Genomic DNA, 12455 nt, shown 5'->3' with positions numbered 1-12455 from the left:
TCGTGACCGAGCCCTCCGCAACCCCGACGTCCCCGGACCTCGACGCCCTGCTGACGCTGGCCGTGGCCACCGCCCGCGAGGCCGGCGAGCTGGTCCGCGGCGGACGTGCCACGGCGGGGGACGACGTGGCGGTCAAGTCCAGCCCGGTGGACGTGGTGACCGCGGTGGACACCGCCAGCGAGCACCTGATCATCGGGCGGCTGCTGGGCGCCCGGCCCGACGACGGCGTGCTGGGCGAGGAGGGCGCCGAGCGGGCCGGTACCAGCGGCGTCCGCTGGGTGGTCGACCCCATCGACGGCACGGTGAACTTCCTCTACGACCTGCCTGCGTACGCCGTCTCGATCGCCGCCGAGGTCGACGGTGCCGCCGCGGTGGGCGTGGTTCTCAACGTCGCCACCGGTGAGCTCTTCACGGCCGTGGCGGGCGGCGGGGCGTTCCTCTCGACGCCGGCGGCGCCGGAGCCGGTGCGGCTGACCGGCGGCCGGGCGAGCTCGCTCGAGCAGAGCCTGGTCGCCACCGGCTTCGGGTACCGGGTCGAGCAGCGGCGGGCGCAGGGCGCGGTCGTGGCCGAGCTGCTGCCCCGGGTGCGCGACATCCGCCGGCACGGGAGCGCGGCGCTGGAGCTGTGCGCCGCGGCAGCCGGGCGGGTGGACGCCTACTACGAGGCGGGTCTCCAGCCGTGGGACCACGCCGCGGGCGCGCTGGTCGCCGCGGAGGCGGGCCTGGCGCTGTCCGGGTTGCCGGGCCGGCCCGTCGGCGATCCGATGGTCGTGGCCGCCGCCCCGGGGATCGCCGAGGACCTGCTCGCCCTGCTGGCCGAGCTGCACCCGGCCTGAGGCCCCGTCCAGGGCACCGCCCCGAGCGGGTGGGGAGGAGGGGGTCCTTCCTCAGCAGGCGTTCGCGGCCTCCTCGGCGTCGGCCAGGGCGGCGTTGACCGCGTCGTCGGTGGCCAGGCTCTCGCCGATCACGAAGTCGGGCCCCAGGACCAGGTCGACCTGCTGGGTGGCGCGCACGTCCTGCCAGAGCCCGGCGCCGGGGAGGTAGAGCGCCAGGAAGGCGGCGGTGGACTTGCCGCCCACGCCGTGGCGCACCTCGCCCACCCCGGTGACCTCGCGGCCGGTGGGGTCGTTGGCGACCTCGGCGATGGTGAACCCGCGAGCGCCCAGGTCGTCCGCGACGGCCTGGGCGATGCCCGCCTGGTCGGAGGCGTTGAAGACCCGCACCGACACGGTCGCGGGGTCCAGGGCGGCGGGTGCGGACTCGGCGGTCTCGCAGGCCGCGTCCTGCTCGGCCTGTCGAGCGGCGTCCTGCCGGAAGACGTTCCACCAGACGCCGAACGCGACGAGGGCCAGCACCAGCAGGAAGATGAGCGGCGGCAGCGGCCGTCGCCCGCTGCGGGCCCGCACCGGGGGGCGTTCGGTGCGCAGCGTCACTGTCACTCTCCTCGCAAGGACCCGGGAGCCCGCACCGGCCGGGGGAGCCCGGCCGGAGCGCGACGGTGGGTCGGTCGGGGTCGAGCTTAGAGCCGGACCGGCCGGCTAGATCGCACCGTCCTCGAGCGCGGCGCGTCCGAGCTCCACCACCGGATCGATGCGGTCGGCGTATCCGCTGGTGTTCTTGCCGGCCATGGCGCCGGCCGCCGAGCGGGCCACGATGCCGGCGACGATGGCGGCGAACTTGAAGAACGCGAAACCGACGTACCAGTTCAGCTCCGACAGGTCGGCCCCGCTGCGCTGCGCGTACCGCTCGGCCACCTCGCGGCGGGTCGGGAAGCCGGGCAGCGCGGTGACCCCGCTGGCCGCCGATGCGCGGTCCTCGCCGGCCTCGGGCCAGTAGACGAACATCATGCCGATGTCGGTCAGCGGGTCGCCGAGCGTCGACATCTCCCAGTCCAGGACGGCCTTGATGCGGCCCGGGGTGGCCGGGTCCAGCAGGCAGTTGTCCAGCCGGTAGTCGCCGTGGACGATCGTCGAGCGCGGGGTGCTCGGCACCGTCTCGGCGAGCCGGGCGGCCAGGGCGTCGAGGTTCGGCCGGTCCCGGTCGCGGGTGGCGTCCCACTGCTTGGTCCAGCGGCGCACCTGGCGGGCGGCGAAGCCCTCGGGGCGGCCGAAGTCGCCCAGCCCGACCGAGGCGGGGTCGACCGCGTGCAGGTCGGCCAGCACGTCGACCAGGCCGTCGCCGATCGCGCGGCGCTGCGCTGGCTCGTCGGCGTACCCGTCGGGCAGCGAGCCGACGGCGTGGATGCCCACCACGCGCTCCATGACGTAGAACGGCGCGCCCAGGACCGACTCGTCGGTGCACATGTGCAGCGTGCGCGGCACCGGCACGGGCGTGCCGTCCAGCGCCGAGATCACCCGGTGCTCCCGGGCCATGTCGTGGGCGGTGGCCAGCACGGCGCCCGTGGGCGGCCGGCGGAGGATCACCGAGTCGTCGGCGGAGCCGCCCTCCGGGGTCACCACGTAGGTGAGGTTGGACATACCGGCCGCGATGAGCTCGACGGTCACCTCCTGCCAGCGCTCGTCGCCCAGCGCACGCGCCAGGTAAGGGCCCACGACGGTCGGATCAGCACCCACGGGAGTCGCCACGGCGGCAGGGTAACCTCTGCCGCTCCGCCGCCCGGACGCCCGTCCGTGCGCCCGATGTGTCGCCCGTGATCCCGCGGGCACAAACCGGGCCCGTAGGGCGTTGGGCGGCTGCCGGACCCGTCCGCCGTCCACCCGGACGGCAGCGAGCGACCGGCACGGACCGGAGGCCCCGCGTGCGGGCCGCCGGCACCAGACACACCGATCGCCCACCGGCGACCGGCCGAGACGACGGAGCCCACCCGGCACCGCGTCAGAAGAGCGGGCCCGACGCCCGCGAGAACCAGGAGGGGCACCCCATGGCCACCGACTACGACGCCCCGCGCCGCAACGAGGCCGACGAGCTCGGCGAGGACTCGCTCGAGGAGCTCAAGGCACGCCGTGCCGAGGCGCAGTCCTCGTCGGTCGACGTCGACGAGACCGACTTCAACGAGAACCTCGAGCTGCCCGGCGCCGACCTCTCGAACGAGGAGCTGACCGTGCGCGTGCTGCCGAAGCAGGAGGACGAGTTCACCTGCTCGCGCTGCTTCCTCGTCCAGCACCGCAGCCGGCTGGCCGCCACCAAGGGCGACGACCTGTACTGCCGCGACTGCGCCTGAGCAGGAGCACGTCCTCCCGCACGCCGCAGGGAGGACACGGGCCGACCGGGAGGGGACGGCGATGACCGAGCACCCGGGGCGCACGGCCGCTCCGCGCGACGTCCCGTCCCCTCGTCCGGTCGCGCCCGTCCCGGTCCCCGCCGAGGACGGCGCTCTGGGCCGCGCGGCGCGAGCGGTGGCCGAGGCGGTCGCCGGCCTGGTCGGCGGTGCCGACCAGGCTCCCGGCCCGGCCACGGACCAGGGGCCCGGGCGGACCGCCGGAACCGGCCTGCGCGACGTGCTCGGCGCCGTCGCCACGGCGGTGGGCGCCTCCCTCGGTGGGGGCGCACCCACCGCGTCGCCGGGGCCGGCCGAGGAACCGCCTGCGGGGCCGGGCCGGTCCCCGGGGGCGGTGCTGGGCGACCTGCTGGCCGCCGCTGCGCCGCGGCTCCCCGTCCGCGACGCCGCCCGGCTGCGCGCGGCCTACCCCGGCTCCTCCGACCAGGAGATCGCCGACCTCCTCGTCGCCCGCGCGGCCCGGGCCACCTCCGGCATCGGTGCGGCGACCGGTGGCCTGTCGGCCGCGCACTGGTTCGCGCCGCCGTCCCTGCTCGCCGTTCCGCTCGAGCTCGGCGCGGAGACGGTCCTCACGGCCGCGGTCGAGGTGGTGCTCATCGGCGAGCTGCACGAGCTGCACGGCCGGCCCGCACCCGGGGACGCCCGCGAGCGCGGGGCCGCCTACCTGTCCAGCTGGTCGGCGCAGCGCGCGGTGTCGAGCGCCTCCGGCCTCGGATCGGTCCTGGGTGCCGCGGGCCTGCGCGCGTTGCGGCGGCGCGTCGGGCGCCGGCTCGTCGGCAACGTGCCGACGGCGGCGCCGCTCCTGCTCGGTGCCGCACTGGCCGGCCGGAGCAACCGGCGGGCCACCGAGACCCTGGCCGCGCGGGTGCTCCGCGATCTCCGCGGCGGAGCCTGACCTCGTGCCCCGGGCCGGCGTGAGCACCGGACCGGCGGACGCGGCTAGGGTCGCCGACGTGCCCGACCTCCCCCCGTCCGAGCTGGACGTGCCGGTCTCCCTGCTCTCCCCGGAGGGCGCCGTGCCGCGCTACGCGCTGCCCGGCGACGCCGGCGCCGATCTGACCCTCACCGAGGACGTCGAGCTGGCTCCGCTGCAGCGGGCGGTCGTCGGCACGGGGGTGGCGGTGGCGATCCCCGAGGGCTATGCCGGGTTCGTCCACCCGCGGTCGGGCCTGGCCGCCCGGCACGGCCTGGGCGTGGTGAACGCCCCCGGGACGATCGACTCCGGGTACCGCGGGGAGATCAAGGTGATCCTGGTCAACCACGACCCGGCCACCCCGCTGAACCTCCGCCGCGGTGACCGGATCGCGCAGCTGGTCGTGCAGCCGGTGGTGCGGGCCCGCTTCGTGCCGGTGGAGCAGCTGCCCGGCAGCGTCCGCGGCGCCGGGGGGCACGGCTCGACGGGGGGCTTCTCGGAGCGGACGACCACGGTGGACGAGGAGCAGGACTGACATGCCGTTCGGACGACGACGCAACCGGATCGACCGCAGCCTGCGCGAACGCGGGGTGCCGCCGGAGCCGCAGGTCCGCGAGCGGGACGTGGAGGAGACCACCGGTCCCTGGGACGTCGCCGACGCACCCGAGGACGGCATCACCCGGTTGGACCTCGGCGCTCTGCGGCTGCCCGCGCGCCCCGGGATGGAGCTGCGGGTGGACCTGAACCAGCAGCAGCAGGTGGTCGGGGCGACGCTGCGCTCGGGGGACTCGCTGCTCCAGGTCTCGGCGTTCGCCGCACCCCGGGCCGCCGGCATCTGGGACGAGGTCCGCCAGGACATCGTCCGGACCGCGTCGGGGCAGGGCGCGTCGCTGCGCGAGGTCGAGGGGCCGTTCGGCATCGAGCTGGCGGGCACCGTCGTCGCCGCTCCGCCGGCGCAGCCCGGGCAGCCCGCGCCCGAGCCCGTCCGCCGTCCGGCGCGGTTCCTCGGCGTCGACGGCCCGCGCTGGTTCCTGCGCGGCACCATCAGCGGGGCCGCGGCCTCCAGCCCGGAGGCCGCGGCCGCGCTGGAGGACGCCTTCCGCGCCATCGTGGTCGTCCGGGGGAGTGAGCCCATGCCGGTCCGCGAGGCGCTGCCGCTGACCCTGCCGCCCGAGGCGGCCGCACGGGTCGCCGCCCAGCAGGAGGCGGCGGCCGCCCGGCCGACCGGAACGGCGCCCCGGACCCCCTCCGCCGGCGGGCCGGGGGGCACCGCGCCTCGGACGCCACCCGCCGGGGGGAGCGGCGGCGCCGCGTCCGGCCCGGGCGGCACTACGCTGGGTCCGTGACCGAGACCCGTCCGGTCGGCTGGCTGTCGCGGACCCTGCAGCGACTGACCGCCGACGACCAGGCGATCGACGCGGAGGAGCTCCGCGCGGAGTCCGCCAGTGCCGGCTGCGAGCCCCTCAGCGCCTGCCGCAAGGGCGCCGTCGTGACGGTGACCGGACGGCTGAAGTCGGTCGTCTACACCCCCCGGGAGACGGTGCCCACGCTCGAGGCCGAGCTGTTCGACGGCTCGGGGTCGGTCACGCTGGTCTGGCTGGGCCGCCGGCGCATCGCCGGCATCGAGCCCGGGCGCACGCTGACCGCGCGCGGCCGGTTCGCCGCCTTCGACGGCAAGCGGGTCATCTACAACCCCTGGTACGAGCTGGGCTCCTGCTGAGAGCCGCTCCGTGCGGGAACGACGTGCCCGGCGGGGACGGTGCGGGTACGACGGAGCCGGCGGTCGACCGCCGGCAGGTTCGACGTGGGGGAGGGCGCACGTGAGCGAGCTTGCGAGCGAACCGAGGTGCACGGCAGCGCCGCTCACGAGGCCGACGAGCGCCAGCGAGGAGGGCTCGTGAGCGAGCTTGCGAGCGAACCGAGGTGCACGGCAGCGCCGCTCACGAGGCCGACGAGCGCCAGCGAGGAGGGCTCGTGAGCGAGCGGGCGAGCGACATGACCGGTCCCGACGGCGCGGCGCCGTCCCCGGAGGGCGACCGGCCGGCCGGCACGGGCGCCGACCGCGCCGCCGACGACGCCCGTGAGCCATCGGTCGTCTTCGACCGGCACCTGGTCCTCGACCAGCTGGGCGGCTGGCGCGGCATGGTCGACGCCACGGTGCCGACCATCGCCTTCATCGTGGCCAACGGGATCGCCGGGTTGCGCCCCGGCATCTGGGCCGCCCTCGGTGCCGCCGTCCTGATCTTCGGGCTCCGGCTGGCCCGCCGGGAGAGCGTGCAGCAGGCGGTCAGCGGACTGTTCGCCGTCGGCGTGGCGGTCGCCATCGCGGCCGCCACCGGGCAGGCCCGCGACTTCTACGTCCCGGGCATCATCCGGAACGCCGCCCTCGCCGTCGTGCTGCTCGGCTCCATCGTGGTGCGCCGGCCGCTGGTCGGGGTGATCGCGGAGTTCCTGGCCCCCAGCCACCTGGGCGCCATGTCGGCGCCGGGTGCGGCGCTGCCGCGGCTGCGTCGCCGCGGGGACCCGGTCGTCCTGGACCCGCCCCGCACGCCCGCCCGGGCGACCGGTCGTGGCCTGCCCGACCCGGCCCCCGAGCTGCCCTGGCGCGAGGACCCGCGGCTGCTGCGGGCCTACGGATGGCTCACCCTGCTGTGGGCCACGGTCTTCCTCGTCCGGGCAGCCGTCCAGACGTACCTCTACCAGGGCAGCGCGAACACCGACGCCACCGATCTGGGCGTCGTGACGGTCCTGCTCGGGGTGCCCGTCACCGCGGTCGAGGTCCTGGTGACGTTCTGGGTCGTCTCCCGGCTGCACCGCCACCGGGCGGCCGTGGACCCCGTGCCGGGGCCCGACGAGCGTCCGGCGGCCTGAGGGAGCGCTCCCGTCCCCGGCTCAGGCCTGGCCGGGCGCAGGGGCGAGGACGACCTTGAGCTGGTCCTCCACCTCGGCGTGGGTGATGAACAGCAGCTCGTCCCCGGCCTCCAGCGGCTCGTCCGGGCTCGGGGTGATCACCCGCTCGCCGCGCAGGATCGCCGTCAGCACCGTCTCCCGGGGGAGTGGCACCTCGCGCAGCGCGTGGCCCACCCAGGGGGTGTCCTCGGCGAGGGTGATCTCGACGAGGTTGGCCGCACCCTTGCGGAAGCTCATCAGCCGGACGACGTCGCCGACGGTGACCGCCTCCTCGACCAGCGCCGCGAGCACCCGCGGGGTGGAGACGGCGACGTCGACGCCCCAGGCCTCGGTGTAGAGCCACTCGTTGCGGGGATCCTTCACCCGCGCGACGACGCGGTTGACCGCGAACTCGGTCTTGGCCAGCAGGGAGACGACGAGGTTGGCCTTGTCGTCGCCGGTGGCGGCCACGACGACGTCGCAGGTGGCCAGCTGCGCCTCCTCCAGCGAGGACACCTCGCAGGCGTCGGCCTGGACCCACTCCGCCCCCGGCACGGCGCGGGTCTTCACCTTGCGGCCGTCCTTCTCGATGAGCATGACGGTGTGCCCGTTGCCGAGCAGCTCCCCGGCGATCGACCGGCCGACGGCGCCCGCGCCCACGATGGCGACCCGCATCAGTGCCCGCCTCCCTGGGGCCCGCGCTCGACGACGTCGTGCACCCGGCCGGTGATCTCGTCGGTCACGGCGAGGACGAGCTGGTCGCCGTCCTGCAGCACGGTGGTCGCCGTCGGCAGCAGGGACTCCCCGAAGCGGACCAGCCAGGCGGCCCGGGCCGCCGTGGCGGTCTCCAGCTCGGTCAGCCGCCGGCCCACCCAGCCCTCGGTGACGGTCACGCGCATGAGCGAGACCTTCCCGGTGGGCTCGCGCCACAGCTCGCTGACCTTGACCGAGAGGAGCTCCCGGATGAGCCGGTTCACCGTCCACGGCACGGTGGCGACGCTCGGGATGCCCATCCGCTCGTAGACCTCGGCGCGCTTGGAGTCGTAGATGCGGGCCACGACGTGCTGGACGCCGAAGGTCTCGCGGGCCACCCGGGCGCTGATGATGTTGGAGTTGTCGCCGCTGCTGACGGCCGCGAAGGCGCCGGCGGAGTCGATGCCGGCGTCCAGCAGCGTCTGCCGGTCGAAGCCGAGGCCGGTGACCTGCCGGCCGCCGAAGTCGGGCCCCAGCCGGCGGAACGACGCGGGGTCCTGGTCGATCACCGCGACGCTGTGCCCGACCTCCTCGAGCCGGCGGGCGACGGCGGAGCCGACCCGGCCGCAGCCCATGACGACCACGTGCACGAGCAGCTCCCAGAGTTCCGTCGCGCCGGCGGCCGTCCGCCCGCGCATCCGGGCGCGAAGTTACACCCGTCCGCGCGGCTTTCCCGCCCGCAACGGGGGTGCCTCACCCGCGTGAGGAGTAGTACAGCCCGGCGACGGCGATCCGCCCTCCGCCGTCCGTACCATCGCCGCCGTGCCCACGCTGTCCGACCTCGGACAACTCCCGAAACGGATCGTCCTCGGTCGTGCCGTCCGCAGCGACCGCCTGGGTGAGTCGCTGCTCCCCAAGCGGTACGCGCTGCCCATCTTCGCCAGCGACCCGCTCTCCTCGGTGGCCTACGCCACCCAGGAGATCCTGATCGTCCTGACCCTGGCGGGGACGGCCTTCCTGTACCTGGCCCCGTGGCTGGCGGTCGGCGTCGTGCTGCTGCTGATCACGGTGGTGCTCAGCTACCGCCAGGTCGTGCACGCCTACCCCTCCGGCGGGGGCGACTACGAGGTCGCCATGAAGAACCACGGGCAGTTCGCCGGGCTCACCGTGGCCAGCGCGCTCCTCGTGGACTACGTGCTCACCGTCGCCGTGTCGGTGTCGGCCGGTACCGACAACATCATCTCGGCGTTCCCGGGGCTGGACGAGCACCGCGTGCTCATCGCCGTCGGCCTGGTCTCGCTGCTCGCCGCCGCCAACCTGCGCGGGGTCCGCGAGTCGGGCAGGGCCTTCGCCGCCCCGACCTACCTCTTCATCGCCGGCATCGGGATCCTGATCGTCACCGGGCTGATCCGCTGGTTCGTGACCGACGGCGGGCTGGTCGCCGAGACCTCGCAGTACTCGGTCACGCCCGAGCCCGGGTACGAGAACCTGGCCGGGCTGGCGCTGCTGCTCTTCGCGCTCCGTGCTTTCGCGTCCGGCTGCACCGCGCTGACCGGGGTGGAGGCGATCGCCAACGGCGTCCCGGCCTTCCGGGCCCCGAAGAGCCGGAACGCCGCCACCACGCTCGCGCTCATGGGCGGTATCGCGGCCACGATGTTCGCCGGGGTGACGGCGCTGGCCCTGCTGGCCGACGTCAAGTACGTCGAGCACCCCTGCGACCTGGTGGGCTTCGCGGACTGCGAGACCGAGCCGCAGCGCACCGTCATCGCCCAGCTCGCCGCCGCGACGTTCGGCGGGGACACCTCCCTCGGCTTCTTCTACATCCAGGCCGCCACGGCGCTGGTGCTCATCCTGGCCGCGAACACCGCGTTCAACGGCTTCCCGCTGCTGGGCTCGGTCCTCGCCCAGGACCGCTTCATGCCGCGCCAGCTGCACACCCGCGGCGACAAGCTGGTGTTCAGCAACGGCATCCTGCTGCTCGCCGGGTTCGCCGTCCTGCTGATCGTCGTGTTCGACGCCGATGTCAACCGGCTGATCCAGCTCTACATCATCGGCGTCTTCACCAGCTTCAGCATCGGCCAGTGGGGCATGGTGCGGCACTGGAACCGGGAGATGCAGGACACGCAGGACCCGGCCGACCGCCGCCGGATGCGCCGCTCCCAGATCATCAACACCCTGGGCGGGACGCTCACGACCATCGTCCTGGTGATCATCGTGATCACGAAGTTCACCCACGGCGCCTGGCTGGTCATCGTGTCGATGCCGATCCTGTTCGTCCTGATGCGGGCGATCAATCGGCACTACTCGGACGTCTCCGACCAACTGGTGCCCGACACCGACGCGCGCACGCTGCCGAGCAAGGTGCACGCCGTCGTCCTCGTGTCGAAGGTGCACAAGCCGACGCTGCGGGCGCTGGCCTTCGCGCGGGCCACCCGGCCCGACGAACTCACCGCCCTGACGGTCAACGTCGACGACGCCGAGACCCGGAGCCTGAGGGCCGACTGGGAGCGGTTCGACATCCCGGTGCCGCTGACCGTGCTGGAGTCGCCCTACCGGGAGATCACCCGGCCGGTCGTCGATTTCGTGAAGAACATCCGCCGGGGCAGCCCCCGCGAGCTCGTCGTCGTCTTCGTCCCGCAGTACGTCGTGGGGCACTGGTGGGAGAACCTGCTGCACAACCAGAGCGCGCTGCGGCTGCGCGCCCGACTGCAGTTCCAGCCCGGCGTGATGATCACGACCGTGCCGTGGCAGCTGGCCAGCTCGGTGGGCCGGGACGACGACGGGCGCGGCGGGCCGGCGCCCGGTGACCTGCGGCGCGGGTTCACCGACGACTCCGACGTGGTCCCGTATGGCTGAGAAAGGACCCCGCCGCCCCCCGCCGCTCGCACGCTCGCGGCGGGACCCTGCGGCGGGGCCGAAGGGCTTGGGGTGGACCGGTACGGAGTTCGAGGTGACGGTGGGTCCGGTGGCCCACGGCGGGCACTGCGTGGCCCGGCACGAGGGACGGGTCGTCTTCGTCCGGCACGGCCTGCCCGGCGAGCGGGTCGTGGTGCGGGTGACCGAGGACCGGCACCCCGGCTTCTGCCGCGCCGATGCGATCGAGGTGCTCGAGGCGTCGCCGGCGCGCGTGGAGCGGCCCTGCCCCTACAGCGGACCCGGCCGGTGCGGTGGATGCGACTGGCAGCACGTCGACCCGGCCGAGCAGCGCCGGCTCAAGGCCGCCGTGGTCCGCGAGCAGCTCACCCGGCTGGCCGGTCTGGACGACGTCGCGGTGACGGTGGAGGAGCTCCCCGGAGGGGCGCTGCGCTGGCGCTCGCGGGCCCGGTTCGCCGTGGACCGCACCGGGGCGCCCGGGCTGCGCCGCCACCGGTCGCACGACGTCGTCGTCCTCGACGACTGCCCGATCACCGTGGAGCCGGCGGCGCAGGCGGTGCTCTCCCGGCGGTGGCCGGGTGCCGGCGCGGTCGACGTCTCCATCGACTCCGCGGGCGCGGTGACGACCAGCCGGCTGGACCGCGGCGGGCGGGCGACGTCGAGCCGCGTCGTCCGGCCGGGGGGCGAGCTGCCGGAGGAGCCGGTCACGCGGGCCGAGCGGCGTGCGGGCGGGCGCGACTGGGAGGTGGAGGGCACCGGGTTCTGGCAGGTGCACCCCGCTGCCGCGGACGCCCTCGTCGAGGCGGTCGCCGGGTTCGCCGCCGTCCGCCCGGGCGAGACGGTGCTGGACCTCTACGCCGGCGCCGGCCTGTTCGGCGGCGCGCTGGCACCGAGGGTGGGGGAGACCGGCCGGGTGGTGTGCGTCGAGTCCGACCCCGGCGCGTGCGCCGCCGCGGACGCCAACCTCGCCGACCTGCCGCAGGCGGAGGTCTGGCAGGGCGACGTCGACGCCGACGGGCTGCGCGAGCTGCTCGAGGAGCTGGACACCCCGCCCGACGTCGTCGTCCTGGACCCGCCGCGGGCGGGCGCGGGCCAGGCGGTGAGCCGGCTGCTGGCCGGCACCGGTGCGCGCGCCGTCGTCTACGTGGCCTGCGACCCGGCGGCCCTGGCGCGCGACGTCGCCGCCTTCGGCGAGGCGGGCTACCGGCTCGCCGGCATCCGCGGCTTCGACGCCTTCCCGATGACCGCCCACGTGGAGTGCGTGGCGCTCCTCGTGCCGGAGTCGTAGCTCCCGGCGTGGGGGAGACTGGTGCCATGACCGATCCGGGGCACTACTGCGACGCCTCGGGCTGCGCGCGCCCCGCCACCCAGGTGGGCGTGGTCGAGCTGTCCATCCAGCCCCTCGAGCTGCGGCTGTGCGACGAGCACGTCGCCGCCCTGCGGGCGGGCAAGCTGCGGGGCATGAGCCAGGAGCAGCGCCCGGGCGGCGGCCGCCATTCGCGACCCCGGGTGTCCTTCACCGAGTAGCCGGCGCAGGCGGGCACTCCGGCGCCGTGTGCGTCCCCCGATGAGCGCCGCGCAGCCGGTTGGCTACCGTTCAGGGGTGCCCACGTGGGAATACGCCTCGGTCATCACCGCCAACGATGCGGAGTCGCAGCGGGCCGGCGTGAGCGTCAAGCTCCCCGGCGGTTCGTCGGAACGCCAGCAGGGCGACACCAGCACGGTGCTCAACCAGCTCGGCGCCGAGGGGTGGGAGCTGGTCAGCTACCACTCCAGCGGCGCGGGCAGCTGGGGTTTCGAGCAGTTCTGGCTCAAGCGGCAGAAGGACGCCTAGCCGCCTGCCCCGGC

15 protein-coding genes are annotated in these 12455 nt (G+C 75.2%); 11 read left to right on the top strand and 4 right to left on the bottom strand.

Annotation, left to right across the window (positions count from 1 at the left end; all coding sequences use genetic code 11):
* Positions 1-2: 2 nt before the first annotated feature.
* Positions 3-836: an inositol monophosphatase family protein gene (locus tag ACI793_RS17285; protein WP_456607609.1), complete on the top strand. Its 834-nt coding sequence runs from the start codon at positions 3-5 to the stop codon at positions 834-836.
* Between the two features lie 51 nt (positions 837-887).
* Here ACI793_RS17285 and ACI793_RS17280 read toward each other — a convergent pair whose 3' ends face one another.
* Positions 888-1433: a LytR C-terminal domain-containing protein gene (locus ACI793_RS17280; protein ID WP_456607608.1), complete on the bottom strand. Its 546-nt coding sequence runs from the start codon at positions 1431-1433 to the stop codon at positions 888-890.
* Between the two features lie 105 nt (positions 1434-1538).
* On the bottom strand, positions 1539-2585 hold the full coding sequence (locus tag ACI793_RS17275; protein WP_456607607.1) for a phosphotransferase family protein: 1047 nt from the start codon (positions 2583-2585) through the stop codon (positions 1539-1541).
* Between the two features lie 296 nt (positions 2586-2881).
* On the opposite strand from ACI793_RS17275, the gene ACI793_RS17270 reads away from it, so the two are divergent.
* The 6 genes from ACI793_RS17270 (at position 2882) to ACI793_RS17245 (ending at position 7022) form a co-directional block, all read left to right on the top strand.
* Positions 2882-3181: a DUF4193 domain-containing protein gene (locus ACI793_RS17270; protein ID WP_091983763.1), complete on the top strand. Its 300-nt coding sequence runs from the start codon at positions 2882-2884 to the stop codon at positions 3179-3181.
* Positions 3182-3242: 61 nt separating this feature from the next.
* Positions 3243-4133, top strand: a complete 891-nt coding sequence (locus ACI793_RS17265; protein WP_456607606.1) for a hypothetical protein — start codon at positions 3243-3245, stop codon at positions 4131-4133.
* 58 nt (positions 4134-4191) lie between these two features.
* Complete coding sequence (gene dut, locus ACI793_RS17260) at positions 4192-4686, top strand: dUTP diphosphatase (protein WP_456607605.1); 495 nt, start codon at positions 4192-4194, stop codon at positions 4684-4686.
* Between the two features lies 1 nt (position 4687).
* Positions 4688-5497, top strand: coding sequence for a DUF3710 domain-containing protein (locus tag ACI793_RS17255; protein ID WP_456607604.1), 810 nt, complete (start codon positions 4688-4690; stop codon positions 5495-5497).
* Complete coding sequence (locus tag ACI793_RS17250; RefSeq protein WP_311346768.1) at positions 5494-5871, top strand: OB-fold nucleic acid binding domain-containing protein; 378 nt, start codon at positions 5494-5496, stop codon at positions 5869-5871. The genes ACI793_RS17255 and ACI793_RS17250 overlap by 4 nt, the downstream gene beginning before the upstream one ends.
* A 254-nt stretch (positions 5872-6125) precedes the next feature.
* The gene (locus ACI793_RS17245) at positions 6126-7022 is read left to right on the top strand and encodes a DUF3159 domain-containing protein (protein ID WP_456607603.1); all 897 of its coding nucleotides are present in this window, start codon (positions 6126-6128) and stop codon (positions 7020-7022) included.
* 21 nt (positions 7023-7043) lie between these two features.
* Here ACI793_RS17245 and ACI793_RS17240 read toward each other — a convergent pair whose 3' ends face one another.
* Both ACI793_RS17240 and ACI793_RS17235 read right to left on the bottom strand, forming a co-directional pair.
* Positions 7044-7715, bottom strand: a complete 672-nt coding sequence (locus ACI793_RS17240; protein WP_456607602.1) for a potassium channel family protein — start codon at positions 7713-7715, stop codon at positions 7044-7046.
* Positions 7715-8431, bottom strand: coding sequence for a potassium channel family protein (locus tag ACI793_RS17235; RefSeq protein WP_456607601.1), 717 nt, complete (start codon positions 8429-8431; stop codon positions 7715-7717). The genes ACI793_RS17240 and ACI793_RS17235 overlap by 1 nt, the downstream gene beginning before the upstream one ends.
* Before the next feature lie 124 nt (positions 8432-8555).
* Here ACI793_RS17235 and ACI793_RS17230 point away from each other — a divergent pair, with 124 nt between their 5' ends.
* From ACI793_RS17230 to ACI793_RS17215, 4 genes are all read left to right on the top strand, one after another.
* Positions 8556-10589, top strand: a complete 2034-nt coding sequence (locus ACI793_RS17230; protein ID WP_456607600.1) for an APC family permease — start codon at positions 8556-8558, stop codon at positions 10587-10589.
* Complete coding sequence (locus tag ACI793_RS17225; RefSeq protein WP_456607599.1) at positions 10582-11895, top strand: class I SAM-dependent RNA methyltransferase; 1314 nt, start codon at positions 10582-10584, stop codon at positions 11893-11895. The genes ACI793_RS17230 and ACI793_RS17225 overlap by 8 nt, the downstream gene beginning before the upstream one ends.
* A 26-nt stretch (positions 11896-11921) precedes the next feature.
* Positions 11922-12134: a hypothetical protein gene (locus tag ACI793_RS17220; protein WP_456607598.1), complete on the top strand. Its 213-nt coding sequence runs from the start codon at positions 11922-11924 to the stop codon at positions 12132-12134.
* A 76-nt stretch (positions 12135-12210) separates the two neighbouring features.
* The gene (locus ACI793_RS17215; protein WP_456607597.1) at positions 12211-12441 is read left to right on the top strand and encodes a DUF4177 domain-containing protein; all 231 of its coding nucleotides are present in this window, start codon (positions 12211-12213) and stop codon (positions 12439-12441) included.
* Positions 12442-12455 lie beyond the last annotated feature (14 nt).

Source organism: Blastococcus sp. SYSU DS0617 (genome assembly GCF_054051075.1).
Note: the sequence above shows the minus strand (reverse complement) of the source record. Positions and strands in the feature narration are given on the sequence as shown.